The 21,823-nt window shown below is 37.4% G+C and carries 20 protein-coding genes; 7 read left to right on the plus strand and 13 right to left on the minus strand.

Features of this window, described 5'->3' with window-relative positions; translation table 11 throughout:
• Positions 1-32: 32 nt before the first annotated feature.
• The 3 genes from H5089_RS12265 to fdxA form a co-directional block, all read right to left on the minus strand.
• On the minus strand, positions 33-1,787 hold the full coding sequence (locus H5089_RS12265) for a putative bifunctional diguanylate cyclase/phosphodiesterase (RefSeq protein WP_370660381.1): 1,755 nt from the start codon (positions 1,785-1,787) through the stop codon (positions 33-35).
• Between the two features lie 569 nt (positions 1,788-2,356).
• Entirely contained in the window at positions 2,357-4,600 is a 2,244-nt protein-coding gene (locus H5089_RS12270) for a carbohydrate binding family 9 domain-containing protein (protein ID WP_182712294.1), read from the minus strand.
• 136 nt (positions 4,601-4,736) lie between these two features.
• Entirely contained in the window at positions 4,737-5,060 is a 324-nt protein-coding gene (gene fdxA, locus H5089_RS12275; protein WP_002958626.1) for a ferredoxin FdxA, read from the minus strand.
• Positions 5,061-5,254: 194 nt separating this feature from the next.
• Between fdxA and H5089_RS12280 the strand changes: the two genes are divergently transcribed.
• Both H5089_RS12280 and H5089_RS12285 read left to right on the plus strand, forming a co-directional pair.
• On the plus strand, positions 5,255-6,862 hold the full coding sequence (locus H5089_RS12280; protein WP_182673551.1) for an NAD(P)/FAD-dependent oxidoreductase: 1,608 nt from the start codon (positions 5,255-5,257) through the stop codon (positions 6,860-6,862).
• Positions 6,863-6,957: 95 nt separating this feature from the next.
• A complete protein-coding gene (locus tag H5089_RS12285; protein WP_182712295.1) occupies positions 6,958-8,457 on the plus strand; it encodes an amidase family protein in 1,500 nt (499 codons plus the stop codon).
• A 31-nt stretch (positions 8,458-8,488) separates the two neighbouring features.
• Here H5089_RS12285 and H5089_RS12290 read toward each other — a convergent pair whose 3' ends face one another.
• Positions 8,489-9,793 carry a DEAD/DEAH box helicase gene (locus H5089_RS12290; protein ID WP_182712296.1) on the minus strand — a complete coding sequence of 435 codons (1,305 nt, stop codon included), beginning with the start codon at positions 9,791-9,793 and terminating at the stop codon, positions 8,489-8,491.
• A gap of 129 nt (positions 9,794-9,922) precedes the next feature.
• Positions 9,923-10,840 carry a 4-hydroxy-tetrahydrodipicolinate synthase gene (gene dapA / locus H5089_RS12295; RefSeq protein ID WP_182712297.1) on the minus strand — a complete coding sequence of 306 codons (918 nt, stop codon included), beginning with the start codon at positions 10,838-10,840 and terminating at the stop codon, positions 9,923-9,925.
• 170 nt (positions 10,841-11,010) lie between these two features.
• Here dapA and H5089_RS12300 point away from each other — a divergent pair, with 170 nt between their 5' ends.
• Complete coding sequence (locus H5089_RS12300; RefSeq protein ID WP_138490422.1) at positions 11,011-11,664, plus strand: DUF6058 family natural product biosynthesis protein; 654 nt, start codon at positions 11,011-11,013, stop codon at positions 11,662-11,664.
• 8 nt (positions 11,665-11,672) lie between these two features.
• Here H5089_RS12300 and H5089_RS12305 read toward each other — a convergent pair whose 3' ends face one another.
• The 6 genes from H5089_RS12305 to H5089_RS12330 form a co-directional block, all read right to left on the minus strand.
• The gene (locus H5089_RS12305) at positions 11,673-12,437 is read right to left on the minus strand and encodes a 2-keto-4-pentenoate hydratase (protein ID WP_154902882.1); all 765 of its coding nucleotides are present in this window, start codon (positions 12,435-12,437) and stop codon (positions 11,673-11,675) included.
• Positions 12,438-12,575: 138 nt separating this feature from the next.
• Complete coding sequence (locus tag H5089_RS12310; RefSeq protein WP_002958658.1) at positions 12,576-12,980, minus strand: hypothetical protein; 405 nt, start codon at positions 12,978-12,980, stop codon at positions 12,576-12,578.
• Between the two features lie 456 nt (positions 12,981-13,436).
• The gene (locus H5089_RS12315; protein WP_182692515.1) at positions 13,437-13,781 is read right to left on the minus strand and encodes a hypothetical protein; all 345 of its coding nucleotides are present in this window, start codon (positions 13,779-13,781) and stop codon (positions 13,437-13,439) included.
• Positions 13,782-14,547: 766 nt separating this feature from the next.
• Positions 14,548-14,835 (minus strand): putative quinol monooxygenase, encoded by a 288-nt coding sequence (locus H5089_RS12320; protein WP_024605502.1) that lies wholly within the window; start codon positions 14,833-14,835, stop codon positions 14,548-14,550.
• Between the two features lie 79 nt (positions 14,836-14,914).
• Entirely contained in the window at positions 14,915-15,730 is an 816-nt protein-coding gene (dkgB, locus tag H5089_RS12325; protein ID WP_165724025.1) for a 2,5-didehydrogluconate reductase DkgB, read from the minus strand.
• 466 nt (positions 15,731-16,196) lie between these two features.
• On the minus strand, positions 16,197-17,369 hold the full coding sequence (locus H5089_RS12330) for an MFS transporter (RefSeq protein WP_182712367.1): 1,173 nt from the start codon (positions 17,367-17,369) through the stop codon (positions 16,197-16,199).
• A gap of 116 nt (positions 17,370-17,485) precedes the next feature.
• Between H5089_RS12330 and H5089_RS12335 the strand changes: the two genes are divergently transcribed.
• On the plus strand, positions 17,486-18,373 hold the full coding sequence (locus tag H5089_RS12335; protein ID WP_182712298.1) for a LysR family transcriptional regulator: 888 nt from the start codon (positions 17,486-17,488) through the stop codon (positions 18,371-18,373).
• Between the two features lie 107 nt (positions 18,374-18,480).
• On the plus strand, positions 18,481-19,521 hold the full coding sequence (locus H5089_RS12340) for a metal-dependent hydrolase (RefSeq protein ID WP_182712299.1): 1,041 nt from the start codon (positions 18,481-18,483) through the stop codon (positions 19,519-19,521).
• Positions 19,522-19,595: 74 nt separating this feature from the next.
• Here H5089_RS12340 and H5089_RS12345 read toward each other — a convergent pair whose 3' ends face one another.
• Positions 19,596-20,558 carry a sensor domain-containing diguanylate cyclase gene (locus H5089_RS12345; protein WP_182712300.1) on the minus strand — a complete coding sequence of 321 codons (963 nt, stop codon included), beginning with the start codon at positions 20,556-20,558 and terminating at the stop codon, positions 19,596-19,598.
• 323 nt (positions 20,559-20,881) lie between these two features.
• Positions 20,882-21,151, minus strand: coding sequence for a hypothetical protein (locus H5089_RS12350; protein WP_039487544.1), 270 nt, complete (start codon positions 21,149-21,151; stop codon positions 20,882-20,884).
• Between the two features lie 241 nt (positions 21,152-21,392).
• On the opposite strand from H5089_RS12350, the gene H5089_RS12355 reads away from it, so the two are divergent.
• Together H5089_RS12355 and ykgO are read left to right on the plus strand one after the other, a co-directional pair.
• Entirely contained in the window at positions 21,393-21,659 is a 267-nt protein-coding gene (locus tag H5089_RS12355) for a type B 50S ribosomal protein L31 (protein WP_182712301.1), read from the plus strand.
• Positions 21,656-21,790 (plus strand): type B 50S ribosomal protein L36, encoded by a 135-nt coding sequence (gene ykgO, locus H5089_RS12360; protein WP_182712302.1) that lies wholly within the window; start codon positions 21,656-21,658, stop codon positions 21,788-21,790. Before H5089_RS12355 ends, ykgO begins: the two co-directional genes overlap by 4 nt.
• Positions 21,791-21,823: the final 33 nt, after the last annotated feature.

Consider the following 21,823-nt stretch of genomic DNA (forward strand, 5'->3'; position numbering starts at 1 on the left):
CTAACTAACTAACTAACTAACTAACTAACTAACTAACTAACAATATCCCACGCACTTGTACCCGATGCAGAAAGATTGCTGGTGTTATTACGTAATACTTTATTGCCTACATTAACTGATGACTCAGGACGGCTCACTAAATACCCCTGAACTGAACTCACACCCATTTTTTTAACAAGCTCAAACTGCCCTATTTCTTCAACGCCTTCAGCTACAATTTTAAGGCCCAGCTTTTGTCCAAGCTCACTAATTGTATTTAATATATCGTTATATTTTTGGCTTTTATTGGCTTGAGCTATAAACGAGCGATCAATTTTAATAACATCAATTGGTAAATCCGCTAATGTACTCAACGAGCTAAAACCTGTACCAAAGTCATCAATTGCAATAGTGATGCCTTCTTCTCTTAATCTACTTAGCTCTTTGATTATTCTAGGACTGGCTTGAATAAATGTTGATTCGGTAATTTCTAGCATTAAAGACGTCGCCGGTAAGCCGGTTTTTTTTAGCTTCTTCATTATCCAATCATAAATATCACGGTGCTTTAACTGAATGCCCGAAACGTTAACTGATATTTTAACTTTGCGCATACCTGCATTATGCCATGCAGCCATTTGCCGACACGATTCAAGCATAATCCAATCGCCAAGCTCTAATATTAAATTCGACTCTTCTGCTATTGGAATAAATTCTGAAGGTGGGATCATACCTTCAACTGGGTGGTCCCAACGTGTAAGCGCTTCAAAATAATCAATCATACAATCTTCAACATGTACAATTGGCTGAAAAGACAAGTAAAAATCTTTACACGCGAGCGCTAAACGCAATTCTTCGAGTAAATAATGATAACGGCGCATTTTGTTACCCATTTCTGGCGAGTAAACTTTAAATATTCCCTTACCATCACTCTTAGCTCTGTACATAGCAACATCAGCTAGTTGTAAAAGTGCTTGTGGGGTTGACGCGCTTTCTGGGTAAGCAGCAATACCAATACTGGCACTAATTTTTACTATTTTATTGCCAAGCACAAAGTCTTTTTCAAGCTCACTTAACACGTGCTTCGCAATGTCAACAACTCTGTCGCTATCATCAAGTAGTTCTATAAATATGGAGAATTCATCTCCACCTAATCTTGATAAGTTTTGCTCTAATTGATTAGCGCTATTAATATTACTTAACTTATGGTGACGTAAAACATTTGCAAGTCGACTGGCCACTTGAACTAATATTTCATCACCAAAACTGTGGCCAAACGAATCATTTACTTGTTTAAAGCCATCCAAGTCGATAAATAGAAGCGCACATTTGAGATCTTCCTGATTAGCATGATTTATTTGTCTGTCTATGTGTTCAATATATGCATGGCGGTCAATTAACAGCGTCAGTTTGTCTTGACAAATACTTGTTTGAGTTTGTTTTACATAGTTAACTACGTGTGAATTTAAGCTATTTATAGATTGACTTAAGCTGCTTACACCTAATGGGTTCTCTGCCGGTTTAACTTGTAAATTAAATGCAGTAAGTAAGCTATTGGCTTGGCGGTTGAGTTCCGCTATTTGATTTTTATAATGACGTTTTCTACGTTCTCTACGTAAGTAGATACCTGAGCCAAATATCAATATACATAAAAATAAAAAGTTCATGGGTGATGCGAGCGTCATCATGATTAACTTGTTAGAATCAGCGGCTACAAATTGGGTATCAGTGGTTTTAATAAGTAAAAAATCAGCTGTTGGCTGCTTAATTATATAATGGCCATTTAAAATGGGATTATACCAAGGAGCCATATCAAGGGAGGTATTCGTGATCTCGAAACTTCGTATATCAATATTAGTCTGAAATAGATTTATACGGTTGATCTGATTAGTTAACTCTATGTTTATGCAGAAACAAAATAGAACTATGATTAAGAAAATAAAACCGAGCGGCTTAAGTTTATTCATAAAAAAAATCCATCTATTTTGCTTCTCCTATCAAACCTATTACCAAAAGCGGATTATATCGCTTGCATTTAGTACTACGCAAGCATTGATATAATCCTAAGCCATTAGAATAACAAAAAATTGTAACGATAATGGATTAACTAACTATATCTACATATAGTATAGATGGGATTAATAAAAATAAACAAAAACGTTTCAATTGTTTAAAATTTAATACATGCGGTATATAAACTTTGTCGTTTTTTCTGCCGCATTAATCTATGCCTCACCACTACAGCTTTAAGTACTTATATTTACTCAACCTTAATCGCATTTGCTCCGCTGTCGTACATCATTTAAAAATTATTCTTGCGCATGATGTATTGCTACTCAAACTAGTTAAAAATCATCGCTAGTACTGTTATTATTAAAGTTTAAAGCTGCCATGCATAGCTAACTTTTGTAAATAAGGTACGCTGATCTCGCTCAATATTTTTAAGTGAATCGTCTTGGTAGCCTCTATCTGAGTAACCCAAATAAAACAGTGTTTGCGCATTAATTTTATATGAGTAAACAAGCTGACTACCATAGTCTTTGTTAATTTGGCTAACTTGATAAAAGTAGGCATTTTCGTCTCTATCAATATCTTCAAATTGCAAAATAAGCTTAAGGATTGAACGCATACTAAATTTATAATGGAGCCTAAAATCAACTAAGTTAGCTGTAAATACACGCTCCCCTTGTGGGTTATCTAATTGGCTGTAGTTATGTTTTACATCGAGCTGCCAATGGTCGTTAATGTCCCACACCATTTGGGTTTGGGTGTCAAACGCATCGCCTAATTGCTCATTTGCATAATCAATGCGGCTAGCGTATTCAGCATATAATGATAACTTTAAATCTTTAGTGGGTTTAAAGCCTGTATAAATGTAACCAATATTTTGATTATAAAAATTGTCATTATAATTTTCATAACGGTGTACTAAACCAATTTCAAAAATAGATTGTTTTTGACCTTTAAAACTCAAAAAGCCTTCGTATTCTTCTTCAAGTAAGTCGCCATTTTGCGCCCACGTTTTATCCCAGTCAGCTTCGTATGACCATGAGGTAAGTAAATCAGACTCATCTCTGTACCATGTTTGTCCGCCACCAAAGCCTACTTTTTCATAATCGACTTTAGCTTGATAACCTAAATCAGTGCGGTAGTCCTGCCCAATATTTTCATAAGATGAAAATAATTTGTAATCACGTTTATCGCGGGTAAATTCTAGAGCATAAGCTTCATCTGATTGAGTTTCGGATAGATTATAATTTTGAATTAAAAATTCAGAGTTACGAGTATCAGCAGATGACACTTGATACAAAAGAGTATCCGATTGATTAAACCAGTAGCTACCATCCACTGATAATACAGTGTTGTGATAGTCATCACTTTCTCTGTGCGTGCTTGAAATACCAATAGTACCTTGCTGACCTAAGTCATATTGATAACGCCCTGCGGCTGCATTCGTTTTTTCGTTTAAGCTTGCAAAGCCAGAGCCCTGATTCGTTGGCAGTAAAATATTACTATTGTCGTCATCAGCTAGCATTAGCGCATAACTATGATCGCCCGTTTTACCCGTCAGCTTTGCACCTAAAGTAGGCTCTGCAATTGTACGTGTGTATAAAAGCTCAAATAAGCTACTTTTAAAGTAAGAAGCACCATCTAAAAAGAAAGGACGTTTTTCAGCGTAATAAATTGAGAAGGTTGTATTTACATCAAGCTCTAAAGAGTCAGTTTCTACTTGCGAAAAATCAGGATTAATTGTCGCGTTTAAAACAGCATCTTTTGTTAAACCCCAGCGTAAATCTAAGCCCACTTCAGTATCTATATCACCCTTATCCCAATCACCTGGCAACGCAGATTTATTATCGTTACGCAGTGTTGTTAATGTAGGTGTTAATTGGATATTTTTACTTGATTCAATGTCACTAAAGCCAACTAACTTATCAAACTGGCAAAGGCTGCATTTCACATTTCTATCAAACCCCATATTTGATAGCTGATATAGCACATCACGTTGGTAGTTTCTCATTACAGAAAAACCCCACGTTAGCTCATTTTTATTTTCAGGAAAACGCAGTGCTTTAAAAGGAATACGCATTTCAACAACATAACCTTTGTCGTTAATTTGTCCTGCGCTATCCCAAATAGCATTCCATGAGGTATCAGAGCTCCAGCCATCGGTGTCGGTCATTCGTATATCGCCTTGCGCACCCAGCGGGTTCACATGGAATTCATAACCACTGCGTTCATCATTAAATGTATCAATAACAAGAATAACGACGTCGTCTTCCCATAGCGTATCGCGGTCACGAAGTGATGCACGAATTTGCTCAGGGTTAGGATCCTCAGCAATAAAACCAACATATAAGTTAGTGCCATCTTCGTAAATAAAGGCATCAGTTTTTACAGGAGGTGTGCCTTTTTCGTTAGGCTCATCTTGGTAGAGTAAAGATATACGTGTTGCATTTTGCCAGTGCGCTTCATCCATAACACCATCAACGGTGATATTTGAATTAATACGGGACAAGGATACTTGCTGTTTTTTAGCCGCTACATCAAGGCTTGAAAGTAATAAAGCAAAACTTAAAAATAGGAAGGTAAACTTTTTTATTATAGTTATAAAGTACTGCATAAACATCCATTTAGACTGTAATTACTCATAAGGAGCAACATAAGCTGAGGATTGTAATTTATCCAGGTACATTTGTTAATACTTTGAAATGAAAAATTAACTATTTAATGATAAAGGAGTAACTAATTGTTATGTATTATGTTTCGAGTAGTTTAAGCTTATCGTCTATGCCATTCCATACATCAGCGTCCTCTGGTGCAGGTTTAACCTCTGTAATGCGCGGCCAGACCAGTGCAAGTTCAGCATTTAATTCAGTAAACTCTTTTTGAGACTCTGGTAGCTCATCTTCTTGGTATATCGCATCAGCTGAACACTCAGGGACACATAAACCACAATCGATACAATCAATCGGGCTAATTGCTAAAAAATTAGGGCCTTCAAAAAATGCATCTGCTGGGCACACAGATACGCAATCGGTGTACTTACACTTTATACAATTTTCGGTGACAACAAACGCCATACTATTTTAATACCTAAGATTTTGAACAACAGTTGTGGATCATACCCATCCACCCCAAAAATACAATAAATAAGTGCCATATCAGGCTATTTTAACGTAAAATGCGCGCCTAATGTTTGCACACTCGTTGTGTCCTGCATCCCCTTATTGTGAGCGGTAATAATACCCCGCTATGACACCTAAAAGAGATATAAATGATACGTTTAACCGAAATAAAGCTGCCACTTGATCATGACGAAGACGCAATTGGTCAAGCAATTGTAAATAAACTAAAAATCCAACCTGAACAATTGCACAGTTTTAATGTGTTTAAACGTGGTTATGATGCACGTAAAAAATCAGCTATTTTACTTATTTATACACTCGATATAGAAGTTGATAACGAAGCCGAGCTACTCGCAGCATTTGAAAAAGACCAGCATGTAAAAGTAGCACCAGACACAAGTTATAAATTTGTAGCCCAAGCTAACAATAATATCAAAGAGCGCCCTGTCGTGATTGGTTTTGGTCCTTGTGGTTTATTTGCGGGCTTATTACTTGCTCAAATGGGCTTTAAACCCATTATATTAGAGCGCGGTAAAGAAGTACGTGAACGTACAAAAGACACGTTTGGCTTTTGGCGTAAACGCACACTTAATACAGAATCAAATGTACAATTTGGTGAAGGTGGCGCAGGTACATTCTCAGACGGTAAGTTATACAGCCAAGTAAAAGATCCAAAGCATTATGGCCGAAAAGTCATTACTGAATTTGTAGAAGCAGGCGCACCCGATGAAATTTTATACGTAAGTAAGCCACACATTGGTACGTTTAAACTTGTCACCATGATTGAAAAAATGCGCGCTCGTATAATAGAGCTTGGCGGCGAAATTCGCTTTAGCACACGTGTTGACGATATTCATTTAGACGACGGGCAAGTAACAGGTTTAACGCTTTCAAATGGCGAGCAACTAAACACTCGACATGTTGTATTAGCCGTTGGCCATAGCGCACGTGACACGTTTGATATGATCCATAAAAAAGGGATTTATGTTGAAGCAAAGCCATTCTCAGTCGGTTTTAGAATCGAACATAAACAATCAATGATCGATGAATGTCGTTTTGGCACAAATGCAGGAAACCCAATTTTAGGCTCTGCCGATTATAAACTTGTTCATCACTGCGACAATGGCCGCACCGTTTACAGCTTTTGTATGTGCCCAGGTGGCACAGTAGTCGCGGCAACCTCTGAAGAAGGCCGTGTTGTTACCAATGGTATGAGTCAATATTCACGAAGTGAGCGCAACGCTAACAGCGCTATTGTGGTAGGTATATCACCAGAGCAAGATTTCCCTGGTAATCCACTTGCCGGAATAGACTTACAACGCAAACTTGAAGAGCAAGCGTATGAGCTTGGTGGTAGCAACTACGATGCACCAGCACAGTTAATTGGAGATTTCTTAAAAGGTAAATCATCTGCAGACTTAGGTGAAGTACAACCCTCTTACACACCTGGTATTAAGTTAACTGACTTGAGTAAAGTGTTACCACAATTTGCAATTGATGCCCTTCGCGAAGCGATACCAGCGTTTAATAAACAAATTCGTGGCTTTTCAACTAACGACGGTTTATTAACCGGTGTTGAAACACGTACTTCGTCGCCTATTAGTATTAAGCGTGATAAAACATTCCAAAGTATTAACACCAAAGGGCTTTACCCTGCAGGTGAAGGCGCAGGTTACGCTGGCGGTATTTTATCAGCGGGTATTGATGGTATTAAAGCAGCTGAAGCAGTCGCACTGTCTATGTTAGAAAGCGCTTAAACCTCTTTTTTAAGCTGTTTATCGAAAAGCCTCACTTTGTGAGGTTTTTTTGTGCTAAATGTATAGAAAATAATAACAACTCAAGCACCTCAACAATGATCAAAACATTTACCTTTTCGTTGCTTAGTGTATTAGCAATTTTTAACGCTAAAGCACAAGAGCTAAAAACCATCGATGAAATCCACAGTGCATATAAAAATAATTCTATTAATGCACAGCAACTCACCCAAAATTATATAGACCGAATTAATAAACTTAACCCACAATACAATGCAGTTATTACTATTGAGCCTACAGCGATTGCTCAAGCTAAAACGTTAGATGAACTTGCCGCCAAAGACACTTGGACAGGTCCATTACACGGAATACCTGTACTTCTTAAAGATAATATAGAAACAAAAGGCACACTTCCCACAACGGCTGGCTCTTTAGCACTTAAAAATAACGTTACTAATAATGATGCTTTTGTTGTTAAACAACTACGTAATGCGGGCGCTATAATTTTAGGTAAAGCTAATTTAAGTGAATGGGCAAATTTTCGTTCATCCTATTCATCGTCAGGCTGGAGTGCCGTAAGCGGACAAACACATAATGCGCACGATGTAACACGTAATCCATGTGGTTCTAGTGCAGGCTCTGCTGTGGCAGTCGCACTTAACTTTGCGCCCATAGCATTAGGGACTGAAACAGACGGTTCAATTACGTGCCCTGCCTCAGTAAATGGAGTTTATGCAATAAAACCGAGTATGGGCCAAGTATCACGCTCAGGTGTTGTGCCTCTTTCTAGTAGTCAAGACTCAGTAGGGCCGATGGCGCATTCACTTAAAGATGCATTGCTGGTTTTATCAGTTTTGCAAGGTGAGGACTCTCTCGATGCAACAACTACAGGGTTTAAATTAAATACAGGTAATCTAAAATCAAAATCGTCACTTATTATTGGTGCACTGCCTAGCGACAAATTTACAGTTGAAACGCAGCGCCTTTATGCCAAGCAGTTACAAGCATTAAAACAGGCTGGGCACACTGTTATTAATGTAGATATTACTGATAACTTAGATACGCTATTTGTTGATGAATACTATATTTTACTTTACGACTTTAAAGCCGAAATTAATCATTATCTTGCAATCACTCCCGCGCAAGTAGCTGTTAAAAGCCTAAAAGCACTTATTAATTTTAATATTCAAAATAAAAATACAGAAATGCCCCACTTTGAGCAAGACATCCTAGTTCAATCTCAGGCTATTGATTTAACTAACAAACAAAAATACCAAGAGACTAAAGAACGCTATCGCACTTTAGCAACGACAGCCATTGTTAATGTATATAAAAACAACAAGCTTGATATTGTTATAGCGCCTACAGTATCACCCGCCTGGAAGACAGACTTAGTTAATGGTGATAATTTTAATGGTAGTAGTAGTTCGTTATCTGCTATTGCAGGCACAACGCACATAACTCTGCCGGTAGGCAAAGTAAGTGGTTTACCGGTTGGTTTGTCCATAATAGCAAATAAAGAGGGCGAGCAAGCGGCTTATTTATACGCAAATATTATTGATGAGGTGTTATCACCAGGCACAAAAAAACCTGAGTAAACTCAGGTTTTTTTAAACTAAACGGCGTTAACTATGACTTTTTAAGTGACAGTTTTTCGCCTTTTAAGCTTTTACGAACGCTTGAAATACGTGAGCGATTTACTGCTCTCGCTTCACCGGTTGCTTGTCCTGATAACTTGTTAGAACGTGTACGGCGTAAATGCGCTGGTTTTTTACCAATTTTATCAATTAGTACTTCACGGTTACTTACTTCGTAACCTTCTAAATATACACGTTTGATTTTTTGACCGATTAACGTTTCAATTTCAAACAAAGTGTTTTCTTCTTCGCGGCTAACAAATGAGATTGCTTGACCTTGGCGACCAGCACGACCTGTACGGCCAATACGGTGAACGTAATCTTCTGCAAGCCATGGTAAATCAATATTAATTACACGAGGTAAGCCATCAATATCAATACCACGAGCAGCCACTTCTGTAGCCACTAATACACGTACTTTGCCTTCTTTAAACTCACGTAAAGCACGACGACGGTTACCTTGAGATTTGTCACCGTGGCAAACGCCTGCCGGAATACCATCAAGGTTAAGCTCTTTAACAAGCTCATCAGCCGTTTCTTTCATGTTTACGAATACAAGCACTTGTTGCCAGTTTTTCTTACCAATCAATTCAGAAAGTAGTTCTTGCTTACGACGTTCTTCAACAGGGTAAACAACATGCTCAACAGTACTTGCTGTACTGTTAGTTTGATCAACACGCACTATTTCAGCTTGTTTTAATACTTTAGATGCAAATTGTTTAATTGCTGCAGGGAAAGTAGCAGAGAAAAGTAAAATCTGGCGCTCTTCTGCACAGCTTTTAATCACGTTTTGCATGTCTTTAATAAAGCCCATATCAAGCATACGGTCGGCTTCATCAAGAACAAGGTGCTTAACACTTGCAAGGCTTAAGTTACCTAAACGAATATGATCAAATAAACGACCTGGTGTTGCAACAACAATATCAACACCTTCTTTTAAAGCGTTTGCTTGGCCGGCGGTACTAACACCACCAAATAAACTAACGACTTTAAGTGATGTATGCTTTGCAAAATCTCTAAAATTATTTGCAATTTGTTCTGCAAGTTCACGCGTTGGAGCAAGTACTAACGCATGAGGTGCATTCGTTGTGCTGAGTTCAGACTCAACCAATTTTTGGATGATAGGTAAAGCAAACGCGGCAGTTTTGCCGGTACCAGTTTGTGCACTGGCTAAAACGTCTTTACCTTTACGAACAGCAGGGATTGCTGCGCGCTGAATGGGCGTAAGAGTGTGATAGTTAAGTTCGTCCAACGCCTGGATGATTTCAGGAGCGAAACTAAAAGATTTAAAATTCATGCTGTATAACCTACGGCCACATTATCAAGGGTCGCAAATTATACAGCAAAAACGAGTCAACAGTTAGCTTTAAACTGGATTAAAAGCTAAAAATTAGTTTGTTAAGTCATTAAAATATTGATTATCAACTCAAGAAAGCGTTAATACCTCATTTTGTTTTAATAACTGTGCTTTACCACCGACAACTTCACGTTCGTTAAGCTCATTTATTAATGGCAAACCTACTTTTTGTTGCTCATCACTAAGCGGTAAATACGGTAATCTAAATACTGGATTTACTGCACCTGTCATCATCATCGCAGTGTTAATAGCAATAGGGTTTGGCTCACAGAACAACCAGCTCATTAATGGTTGTAATGACGTATTTAACTCATCATTTTTAGTATCCATTAATTGGCGAAACAACCCAGGAACAAGGTTAGAAGTAACCGAAATAACACCGTGAGCTTTGTGTACATGACGAGCGTCGTGTGCTTCATCGTCGTTACCAGACCAACACGCAATGCCTTGCTGCTCATAGTGTGCAATGCGCTCATTGCCGCCACATTCTTTAATACCAATTAGGTTCGAGTGCTGTGCTAATGGTTCAATAATATCAGGTGTTAGGTCTTGACCTGTGCGACCTGCTACGTTGTAAATAAAGGCAGGTCCAATATCAAGTACGCGTTTAAAGTGCTCTTTAACACCCGCGATTGACGTACGTCCGTAATATGGGTTAATTTGCAGTGCTGCATCCATACCGCTGGCAAAGCCATATTTAGTTGCTTTAATCGCTTCACGGGTGTTGTTACTACCGGTATTACCAACAATAACCAGTTTGTCGCCATACTTGTTTGCACTGTGCGCTATAAGCATTAAATGCTCTTCCCAGTTCATTAACTGGCCTTCGCCTGTTGTGCCACCGACTACAATGCCATCAACGCCCGCTGCAATTTGTATTTCAACGAGTTCATCGTACTTTGCGAGATCAATTTCACCGTTTGCTAAATATGGCGTTTTAATAGCTGTAATAAGGCTTGCTTGTTTAATTTTCTCTAGGGTGCGCATAAAAATTCATTATTTATAAAACTTGCGCTATTTGTAACATACTTGCCGGTATTTTTGGAGGTATAAGCGCACATTTAATTATAAAATCGCTTGTGTTATTGAGTTTGGTAATACAAAATGAACAACTGTATATATAAACAGTATTTTATTTTAACGATACCAGAGGCTTTATGCGTTTATCTGACTACTTAGCAACTCATTTTTATAACACCGATGAACTGTGCCAAGCATTAAACATAGATGCAGATACACTTTTAGCTTGGCAAGAGCGAAGTGTGTTCCCCAAACCAAGTTACTGTATTAAAAGTCAACTTAGCTGCAGCTCATATTCGGGTTTGTATGAATGCGAAGAATATGACGACTATTATCCGCGCGGCTGTGTTAATTGGGGGCAAGGCCTTTTAAAACAAAAAATAGAATCATCAAGCCATGCTTTTAATTATTTTGCGCAGCAATATACTGCAAGCCTAACTAAACTCGCTCAGCAAGGATTTACGTTTAGCGAAGAGCTATTTGGCTGTGAAATAGACGAGCACTTACAGCAAGTTTGGCAACAGTTTTTATGCAGTAAATATGGCGTACTTACTCAAAATGGATTAATAGACGAAATAGTCTCTGTAGACATTGGCAGGCTATTAGTTGACGACATTACAGAACTGCGCAGTAAAGCGAGTTTAAACCAAGAAGAAAGAGCGCTATTACACCCCGCCATAAAGCTTTTAAACAAAGCGTTAGGGCATGGCGCCGATCATGAAAAACAACACACTTTGCGCACCCGTTACATAGATGCGCTTATTTTAAAATATGATTTATCTATTAAGTAACGCTAAATTTACTTTGATAAAAACGTAGTGCTAACAGACCCTAAGTCTTCGTAACTAACCGTGGTTAACTGATCTGTATTAAGCTCAACAACACCACAATAAGAGCCTGTTATAAACACTTGCCCAGTTTTTAAATTAATTCCCTTTGCTGATAAGTAATTAACCGCCCAATAAAGTGGAAGCTGCGCAAGTTCTGCAGGATGCACACCTGCCAAGTTTAACTCCAGCTCAGTTTGCTTAACGTTAATATTTACAGTATTTGCGTTATACGCTTTGGCTTTATCTATTTGTGGGCCTAAATACACGCCTTGATTAGATAGGCCATCAGCAAGCTTTTCAATGTGAGTGCTTGGAGTGCCTTCATCAAACCTTTTTTGAATAAGCTCAAGTGCTAAATGGGCGCTGGCAAATGCAGTATCTACGTCTTCATTTGTATAGGTTTTATTACTTGGTAAATCGCTTTGTAAAATAAATGCAATTTCTGGTTCTATCAGCGCTTTGTTATTTGTTGTATACAGTGGGCAATTTTCAGCTTGTTTTATAGGTGCATGTAAAAGAGGCGCTAATATAATTGAGCCATCATCTAAAGGCAGCATACACTTCCAGCCATATACAGTTTGATCATTTAAATAAATCATCAACTTTTGTACTTCAATCGCATCGTCAGTCGAGTCTAGTACTAACTCTTTAGGAAAGTTTGAACGCGCTGGGTTTTCTTCTCTTTGTGCTAATAAGTGAGTAGCAATTAGTTTTAGCTGTATTGAGTTGTTCACATAAATCTCTTTAAAATACTTTACTGGTTAAGCAGTAAATAGGAAGGATTACATTATTAATGTATTAGCTTAGGCATTAGAACATCATGTTAAATGCCTATAATTAAAATTGTATTTAAAACAAAGCGTGGTAACTATTTAAGTATCAATAGATTTGAGCGAGCGTAAAAACAGCCCTAAACCGCCAAACGCTAAAATTATAATAACAATCAAATCAAACGACGTCATAGTTCGCATACTAAATCGAACACTCGATATAACACCAAATATGAGTGCGGTTAACGAGCCAAGAGATAGCACCCAGCCTAAAATATTTTTAGAATTATAAAAAATCAGACCCACACCAAAAATAAACGGGATCATAACCATGCCGCCTGTAACGCCAAAGCCACCTAAAGCATTAACACTATAAATGCGAGAACTTAGTCCAAAATTAGAGGTCACCGAAATTGCGTTTAGCAGCATATAAAATCCACCGCACATCATAATTAAACCAATAAAAAAATGCCCAATACCACCAGAGCTTCCACCAGCACCTTTCATTATTAATTATTCCTTTTATATTTTTAACTTAATAGTTTTAGATGGTAATTGCTCGAGTATTAACATTGACCGAAATATACATAATCAATGAGTGCACACGCGAAAATACTTATCGCGTAATTACATGCCAAATAACATAAAACCAAGACAAAAAACCGTGCAAAATTGCCCATAAAACAGACTCATTAGCACTCCATGAAATAGCAATTGCTAGGGCCGTACCAAAAGAGACTCCATATTTTACTATCTCATTTTTTGAGTTTCTCATTAATTATATTCCTAGTTTTTAACTTATACCAATCTGCTTATATATGGGGTCTATTTAACGTTAAGAAAATTACGCTAGAACTAGGCAAAAATTTTTATATCTAGTTGTTCTAAATAAAAAATTTTTAACGACGTTATAGTGCAATTTAATTCGTTAAATTGATCAAAGATTTATGCAGGTTGGTATTATTAACTGCTTGATTTGCTTACTAAAACTGACAGTTCTTTACCATCAACATTAATACTTGCTTCTTTGCCTATTTCAACAACTAAAGAGGGAGCCATATGTTTTCCACCTAGTTTTAGGTCAGTTGCTAAACTAACAGTAGAATCATCAATTGGCGTTACTGTAAGAGCAAAACTATACAAATTATCAACTGAAACTGACGCCTCTTCATTTGAATTAACTACTAAAACAGGTGAACCAATTAAGTTTTTATTATCATAAAATTTAGCATTCACTACAAAACTATCATTAGCTTGTGCAAATGAGGCAAAGCCTAACAACGCTACTATTGCGATTAATTTTTTCATTATTATCTCCATATAAATTATACAGTTTAAAGCTATTAAGGCTTTATTGGCTGTGATTTTTCAGCTAGCAATTCACCAGCTAATGATTAAAAAAACTTATGTTTTAGCTCTGATGACATAACCAACGCCCAGCGAACTAATATAGAACAACACTCCAAATATACTAATATCAATGAGTAGCTTTAGAATGTCAAAAGTATCTGTAAACACAAGATACTCAAAAGCAAATAAGTGAAATATAACTTTTGATCCGAAATACGCAGTTAATAAAGGGATTACAAAAATAAGAATAGATTGATTAGATTTATTAATTTCCATACCCATGTCTCCGTTATAAGTTTATTTAACTCAGCTCTAAAAATATAACCCACTAAAAATATATAAATAGTTTGCTATTTTGAGTCTCACATTGAGTACCACTCGAACTATTTACGGCTGACTAAAATGCCATATTATATTTCTATAATTTACACCAGAGAACTTTAATGTAAACAACAAATTAAATAGGCTATTTATTAGAGTGGGTTGTGATACCAAAACGACTTTAATAAAGTTATAAACCTCTTTTGATTTCGACGCACTGTGCATTAACAAAAAAGAGTCCTAATAGGTTTCATTGATATTGGCGAAGTTGAGTATTTAGGCAGGTTGGAGTGTAAGAATAAAAGGTGATGTAAGATAACAGCACCTATTTGAGTATTTACTTTATGAGATGTAATTTAGCTAAGTATTTTAATACGTACCATAAAAGGCACTATAAAAGAATCTAACCAATTGATTTATATACATCAATACTACTATTGGTTAAAAGCCCAGTAACTTGCGTACCAAATGCTTTAAAGTGTGGCTCGTTTTTATGCGCTTCAAAGTGCTCGTCAGACGCCCACTGTTCGCTAACAACGTAATCGGTATGTTCATTATCACTTTTTACCGATAGTTCATAACGTAAGCACCCTACTTCTTGGCGCGATGACTTTTGTAAGTTTTCAAGTGCTGTAAGCATTACATCTGCATCAATATTTTTGCACGACAGTGCCGCTATAACCGTTAACATGTGTATTCCTTTTTAAAAGTTAAGGTGTAGATAATCTACACCTTAAAATATTTAGTTTAACTTTGCGTTTGAGGTAAGTTTACTGATCCCACTGCGGCGCAAAGTCCGGTGTTGCTTGGCGGTCGCCGCAATCAAGACCATCAATGCGGGCTATGTCTTCATCATCTAACTTAACGTGGTCGTTAAAGTTATCTTCTAAGTTTTTGCGCTTAGTTGATGATGGAATTGTCGTCATGCCGCTTGCGTTAACCCATGCTAAAACAACTTGTGCTGGACTTGCATCGTGCTTGTTAGCAATGTCGATAATGGTTTGATCTTTAAGTACTTTACCTACTACAAATGGCATGTACGCAGTTACATGTATATCGTGCTGAGCACAAAATGCACGCAATTTAGTATTAGTTAAATATGGGTGAACCTCAACCTGATTGGTAAATATTTCACGCGAGTCAAGCGTTTGCATTGCTTCATTTAAGTTTGCAATAGTGAAGTTTGATACACCAATGTGCTTAGTTAAACCAAGTTGCTTCGCTTTTAGTAATTCAGTGAGGTATTCACTCATTGGCTCGTCGTTAGCAGGCGATGGCCAATGAACTAGCAGTAAGTCGACCGAATCAACTTGTAGCTTTTCAAGTGACTTTTTAACGCTTGGGATAAAGTCGCTTTTATTTAATTTGTTATTCCACACTTTGGTGGTTAAGAATATTTCACTGCGCGGAATATTACTATCTTTTATGGCTTGACCTACTTGCTCTTCGTTGCCATAAATTTGTGCGGTATCAATATGGCGAAACCCAACTTCGAGTGCCATTTTTACTGAGTTATAGGCAGTGTCGCCCTCTAAGCGGAATGTTCCCATACCTAGTTCTGGCATTTCTATTACACGTTTTGTCATGGTTTATCCTTATAAAATAATCGGTTTTGAAATACAAACTTTTAAAAGTTTTACGAAATACACCTTTTACTTCTTATTACGACTGTCACTTAAAAATCTATGACCTCATAACATGTATGAGGTCATTAATTTTAGTTTCAAGGTTAGGGTCTGTTAATCTTTAGAGATTACATTTGCAGCAGTGTATTTGGTATTTAGGCAAGGCAGAGCCTATGCAGTGTGGTTGTTCCACATTAATAGGCGATAACGCAGCATAAATGCCAAATACGCGCTGCCTGTAGGTTCTTCCTAGGGTGGATTTACTCTTTGTCCCTCGATTTTTACTTATTCTTACATGGATGTAAGCCAGTAGAATAACGCAGGAGCAGTTATCGAGCCCACTAGGTTACAAACCTCGCTCCGTGATTAAATCATCCCTAGATTGAACAAATTTAATCCTAAAAGGTCAACAGACCCTGCTAAGGCTTTATGCTTGCTGAATTTCACGTTTATCAAGCATACCGCTGTAGCGTGTAACACCAAGTGCTAAAACAGAGATAACGGCGCCTATCCATGCTGTATCTTGCAGGGTCATGTTCTCTACTACGCTACCGCCAATAATTGAGCCAAGTGCAATACCAATATTAAATGCGGCTATGTTTAAACCTGATGCAACATCTACCGCATTGGGCGTGTGCTTTTGCGCTTGCTTTACTACATAAAGTTGCAAGCCTGGCACATTACCAAAAGCAAATGCGCCCCAGACTAAAATAGTAAGTACAGCGGCAATTTTTGATTCCATCGTGAAGGTAAATATCAGTAAAATAATACTCAAAGCGCTGAATATAATACTCAGTGCGCTAATTGGGCCGCGTTTATCAGCCAATTTTCCACCCCATATATTACCAACCGCTACCGACACACCATAAACCAGCATTATTAAACTAATAGCTGAGGGGGCAAAGCCAGTTTGTTGCTCTAAAATAGGTGCTAAGTAAGTAAACGCAGTGAACGTGCCGCCGTATCCTAAAATTGTCATTAAATATACGAGCAATAAGCGCGGCTTAACAATAACCTGAAGCTGCTCTTTAAACGTAGCCGGGATAGACTGTTTTAAATTCTTAGGCACTAAAATAGCGCTTCCTAGCAAAGCAATTAAACCCAACAGCGATACCACTAAAAACGTTGCACGCCAACCAAAGTGTTGGCCAATCCAAGTACCTAACGGCACACCCGTTACAAGTGCAACGGTAAGGCCTGTAAACATAATCGCGATAGCACTGGCTTCTTTGTCTTTACTTACTAAGCTTGTGGCAATCATAGAGCCAATTGAAAAAAACACACCGTGAGCTAGGCCTGTTAATATTCTAGCCAGTATGAGTGTTTCATAACTAGGCGCTTGCCATGCAAGTAAGTTACCTAAAAAAAATAAGCCCATTAAGCTTATTAGTACCACTTTACGATTCCAACGACCCGTTAAAGCCGTTAGCACCGGCGCACCGATGGCAACGCCAACCGCATATAAACTTACAAGCAAACCTGCTGAAGGTAGGCTTACGCCTAAGTCATTTGCAATGGTGGGTACTAATCCCACTATTACAAACTCAGTTGTTCCGATTGCAAATGCGCTTAAGGTAAGCGCCCACAAAGCCAATGGCATAGTTATATCCTCATTAATATTTGAAGAATGTAGTTTGGCTAAAATATCGTTTGCAAAAAATAGCATTAGTGACAAAATACTTTTGTTAATAATGCAAAGATGGTGTTGGTATACTTATGGCAGTTCATTCAAAAACTGAAGATTTAGAAACGTTTATAACGGTAGTAGATTGCGGAAGCTTTTCCGGGGCGGCTAATTTGCTCGATCAGCAGGTGGCTAAAGTGTCGCGAGCTGTATCACGCCTTGAAAATACACTGCAATGTACTTTGCTAAACAGAACAACACGCCGGTTAGAGCTTACCGAAGAAGGCCATACTTTTATAAAATTTGCACGCGAAGGGTTAAATACGCTTTATACCGGTGAAGAAGCCATAAAGCTTTTAAAACAAGCGCCAAGTGGCAAGCTGCGTATAGATGCTGCAAGCCCTTTTGTATTGCACCAACTTACGCCTTTAATTGGCGAATTTGCCAAGCAATACCCTCACATAACGCTTGATATAACCTCACACGACAGCATTATTGATTTACTTGAACATAAAACCGATTTAGCCATACGCATTGGTGATTTAAAAGACTCAAATTTACATGCTCGTAAACTTGGCTGCAGCCAGTTACGTATTGTAGCCAGCCCAGAATATATAAAAAACAACGCAACAATTTCGCAAATAGATGACTTACAAAATCACAAGATAATTGGTTTTAGTGACTCCCCAAAATTAAACACTTGGCCGTTAGTAAAGCCCGCTTTATTTACGTTTTCGCTTAGCGCAAGCAGCGGTGAAACAGTGCGGCAACTATGTATTGCAAACCAAGGCGTTGCGCTACTTTCTCACTTTATGATTGGCAATGACCTAAAAACAGGTAAATTAGTTGAAGTGTTACCCAGTGCAGTTAGCTCACCTAATAACCGAGAAATTATACAAGCCGTGTATTATAAAAATAGTGCTGTATCGTCTCGCATTACAGCTTTTTTAGATTTTATAAAACCCAGGCTTAGTTTATAAATTTTGGGCATTGATGTGCTTATCAAATATTTCACATTATTTTTTGACGCTTTTGAATAATCAAAAAGTATAAATAATAAAAGTCGTAATTAAAGGTATTAATCAAAATGGATTCTTTAACGCAGGTAGCATTAGGTAGTGCTGTAGGTTATGCGGTATTAGGCAATAAAATAGGTCGAAAAGCCGTTTTATGGGGAGCAATTTTAGGCACTCTCCCTGATTTAGATGTATTTTTGCCTTATGGCGGCTCTGTAGAAGCATTTACTTACCACCGTGGCTTTAGCCATTCGTTATTAATACATTTATTAATTAGCCCGCTCATTGTATGGCTAATATTAAAAGTACACGCGGGAATGCAAACTTATAAAGTGCGCTGGTTTTGGCTAGTATTTTTAAGCTTATCTACACATGCCCTATTAGACAGCCTAACTGTATACGGTACACAACTACTCTGGCCTTTTACTGAGTACCCCTTTGCGGTTTCTAGTGTGTTTATTATTGACCCCGCTTACACGCTTCCTTTATTAATTGGCGTAATATGTACACTAATACCCAAAATAAAAGCAACAACGGCTTATCGTATAAATGCAGCCGCCTTAGTTTTAAGTAGCCTGTATTTATTCTGCGCTTTAATTTTAAAAGTAAATATTGATGACAAAGTAAATACTGCACTCAACAACAGGCAAATATCAGTAAATGCCTATGTTAGTACGCCCGCGCCGCTAACCACTTTGCTGTGGCGTATTGTTGTAATGTCTGACGGACAATACTACGAAGGTTATGCATCAGTATTTGACGCGCCCAGCGATGTTACATTAACGGCTTATCAAACAACGCCTTCACTGTTAAATAATATTAGCGATGAATGGGCTATAAAACGCTTGCAGTGGTTTACTAAAGGGTTTTATTCGGTGCGCCAACAGCAAAGCAATATTGTTCTTTCTGATTTACGTATGGGTATGGAGCGCAACTATGTGTTTAATTTTGTAGTGGGTCAAAAAAATGATTCAGAAGTGAGCATTGGTAACTTTGAAAAAATAAGTCAAAGACCAAACTTAAACAATCTTCATAAAATATGGAACAGAATTTGGCAACCAAATGTGTCTTTAGCATTACCCGCTGCAAAAAATGACTGCAAAAGTGAATAACGGCATATTATAAGATTCGTACTAGCATGAGGAAGTTAAATGAAGCTCAAGCAGCAACTAAACTAAATAGCTTACTAAAGTGATTGCTGCTTTTTTTGCTGATACATTGCAACATCAGCATCTTGAATCATATCCTCAACTGATTTACCTGTATCGTGTTTAAAGTGTGTTACTCCTACACTGTAATCAATTTTGTATGGCTTGTTTAAGGTATTATTAGCATGCTCTATTGCTTGCGCAAACCTTTGTAAAACAAACTCTGCTTTTGTTTCGTCTGAGTCGCTTAACATCGCTACAAATTCATCTCCGCCAAGTCGACCTATGACTTCACAATCACGAAATGAACTAAGCATGATTTGTGCAAATTTATTTAATACAAAATCGCCTTCGTGGTGTCCATAAATATCATTAATTTGTTTAAACTTATTAAGATCAAACAATATAAACGACATTGATACTTTGTTTCGCCTACATACATTTAGCGTATGCTCAGCAAGGTTCAAAAAGCCACGCCGGTTAGAGATTCTTGTTAACTCGTCAATTGTAGCTAGTTGAATTGATTGAATCTCTTGCTCAACCAGCGTGCCTAAATCTCTTAGTAATTGTTTTTCTTCATCATTGAGTTGTCTAGGTTTATTATCGGCAAGGCACAAAGTGCCTATAATGACTCCTTCCCTTAATTTTAAAGGAAAGCCTGCATAAAAGCGTACTTTAGGATCGCCTGTAACAAAGGGGTTATCAAAAAACCTTTCGTCTTGAGCTGTATCTGGGATTATTAATAACTCGTCTTGATTTATGGTGTGGCCACAAAATGAGGTTTCGCGAGGAAGCTCAGGCGCATCAAGCCCCTGCCTTGATTTAAACCATTGGCGGTCTTCGTCAATTAAAGTAACCAATGAAATAGAAACATTAAACATACGCTTGGCAATACGAGTAACACGATCAAAGCGCTCTTCATGCAACGTATCTAGAATTTTTAATGTTTTTAACGCATGTAATCGCTCTGCTTCGTTACTTGGGATCTCAGGTTTAATCATTAAAGCTCAATTAATTTTAAGTGTTTTATGAATTACGAAATGGGAGCGAATATTTTCGAGTATATAACCCATAAACTTATTTAAATTATAAACAGTCTGTCTATTAAAACTAGAACATTACCTTAAAATAGCAATAAATACTTATGAATATCAGTAAGTCGTACCTAAATAAAGATAAGATTAAATCCGCAAAAAATTATGATGAAAACAGGTGGGAGTAGTGGTTGATACAACATTACTACTTTCTAGTTAAAAAGTAGTAGTGGCTATTTAGTTTTATTTAAATAACCACTGGATTTGGCATACTTACAAAAATAAACACTTTAATTTTGGTGCTCATATTGTCCACGGTAAACTTCAAATACTTTTAAAACAGTATGTTGCTCTTTAGTTAGATTATCAAACCAAGTATCAAACAGCTCATCATCTTCTTGCTCACTAAGTGCCATATACCTTGCTAGTAACTCTACAATATCATTGTGGTTGCAGGTTAACGGATTTACTTGTTGCGCCAAGGTACTGTGGTCGCGCTCTCTTAGGGTTTCCATCACCCCTTGGTCAATTTGTTCTTGTTGTTGTGTTGCGTCACTCATACATAACCTCTGTAATAACTTTATAACCGTATTTGTTAACGTTTTAACTCTTAAATATAGTTATAACAGCCTAAACGCCAATAGCCAGCATTTTTAATTCAAGTGCTTATTTTTTGATTTATTTGCACAAATAGCCAGCAATTACGCCCCTTTTGGGGAGCATTTAAATAATTTGCAATGAGAGAATAAATACGTTAAATTAAAATGATACATTATCACATATCATTTATTGAGGCGTATTATGAAACCAAATATTCATCCTGATTACCAAGTGGTTGCTTTTCACGATACTGCTGCCGATTCTTACTTTATTATTGGCTCAACCATTAAAACAAGCCGCACAGTAGAAATAGACGGTAATACTTATCCATATGTACCTATTGACGTATCAAGTGACTCACACCCATTTTATACAGGCAAGCAAAAAACTGTTGCTACAGATGGCCGTGTTGCGCAGTTTAACCGTCGTTTTAAAAGTTTATCAACTGTTAAAAAGGAAAAGGTATGAAAGTATTAAGCTCTCTAAAAAGCGCCAAGCAACGCCCGGGGTGTCAAATTGTAAAACGCAAAGGTCGTGTATTTGTAATTTGTAAAAACAACCCACGCTTTAAAGCAGTACAAGGAACGAAAAAGAAATAAGTTAAGCCGTGGAGCACTATACAGAATTAGGTA

Source organism: Pseudoalteromonas sp. SR45-1, from assembly GCF_014163655.1.
In the GTDB taxonomy this organism is placed as follows: Bacteria; Pseudomonadota; Gammaproteobacteria; order Enterobacterales; family Alteromonadaceae; genus Pseudoalteromonas; species Pseudoalteromonas distincta.

Excerpts from the sequence above, each read along its gene's own strand:
- H5089_RS12265 (WP_370660381.1), bottom strand. The coding sequence starts at position 1,787 with ATGGCTCCTTGGTATAATCCCATTTTAAATGGCCATTATATAATTAAG.
- H5089_RS12270 (WP_182712294.1), bottom strand. The coding sequence starts at position 4,600 with ATGCAGTACTTTATAACTATAATAAAAAAGTTTACCTTCCTATTTTTA.
- fdxA (WP_002958626.1), bottom strand. The coding sequence starts at position 5,060 with ATGGCGTTTGTTGTCACCGAAAATTGTATAAAGTGTAAGTACACCGAT.
- H5089_RS12280 (WP_182673551.1), top strand. The coding sequence starts at position 5,255 with ATGATACGTTTAACCGAAATAAAGCTGCCACTTGATCATGACGAAGAC.
- H5089_RS12285 (WP_182712295.1), top strand. The coding sequence starts at position 6,958 with ATGATCAAAACATTTACCTTTTCGTTGCTTAGTGTATTAGCAATTTTT.
- H5089_RS12290 (WP_182712296.1), bottom strand. The coding sequence starts at position 9,793 with ATGAATTTTAAATCTTTTAGTTTCGCTCCTGAAATCATCCAGGCGTTG.
- dapA (WP_182712297.1), bottom strand. The coding sequence starts at position 10,840 with ATGCGCACCCTAGAGAAAATTAAACAAGCAAGCCTTATTACAGCTATT.
- H5089_RS12300 (WP_138490422.1), top strand. The coding sequence starts at position 11,011 with ATGCGTTTATCTGACTACTTAGCAACTCATTTTTATAACACCGATGAA.
- H5089_RS12310 (WP_002958658.1), bottom strand. The coding sequence starts at position 12,980 with ATGAAAGGTGCTGGTGGAAGCTCTGGTGGTATTGGGCATTTTTTTATT.
- H5089_RS12315 (WP_182692515.1), bottom strand. The coding sequence starts at position 13,781 with ATGAAAAAATTAATCGCAATAGTAGCGTTGTTAGGCTTTGCCTCATTT.
- H5089_RS12320 (WP_024605502.1), bottom strand. The coding sequence starts at position 14,835 with ATGTTAACGGTTATAGCGGCACTGTCGTGCAAAAATATTGATGCAGAT.
- dkgB (WP_165724025.1), bottom strand. The coding sequence starts at position 15,730 with ATGACAAAACGTGTAATAGAAATGCCAGAACTAGGTATGGGAACATTC.
- H5089_RS12330 (WP_182712367.1), bottom strand. The coding sequence starts at position 17,369 with ATGCCATTGGCTTTGTGGGCGCTTACCTTAAGCGCATTTGCAATCGGA.
- H5089_RS12335 (WP_182712298.1), top strand. The coding sequence starts at position 17,486 with ATGGCAGTTCATTCAAAAACTGAAGATTTAGAAACGTTTATAACGGTA.
- H5089_RS12340 (WP_182712299.1), top strand. The coding sequence starts at position 18,481 with ATGGATTCTTTAACGCAGGTAGCATTAGGTAGTGCTGTAGGTTATGCG.
- H5089_RS12345 (WP_182712300.1), bottom strand. The coding sequence starts at position 20,558 with ATGATTAAACCTGAGATCCCAAGTAACGAAGCAGAGCGATTACATGCG.
- H5089_RS12350 (WP_039487544.1), bottom strand. The coding sequence starts at position 21,151 with ATGAGTGACGCAACACAACAACAAGAACAAATTGACCAAGGGGTGATG.
- H5089_RS12355 (WP_182712301.1), top strand. The coding sequence starts at position 21,393 with ATGAAACCAAATATTCATCCTGATTACCAAGTGGTTGCTTTTCACGAT.
- ykgO (WP_182712302.1), top strand. The coding sequence starts at position 21,656 with ATGAAAGTATTAAGCTCTCTAAAAAGCGCCAAGCAACGCCCGGGGTGT.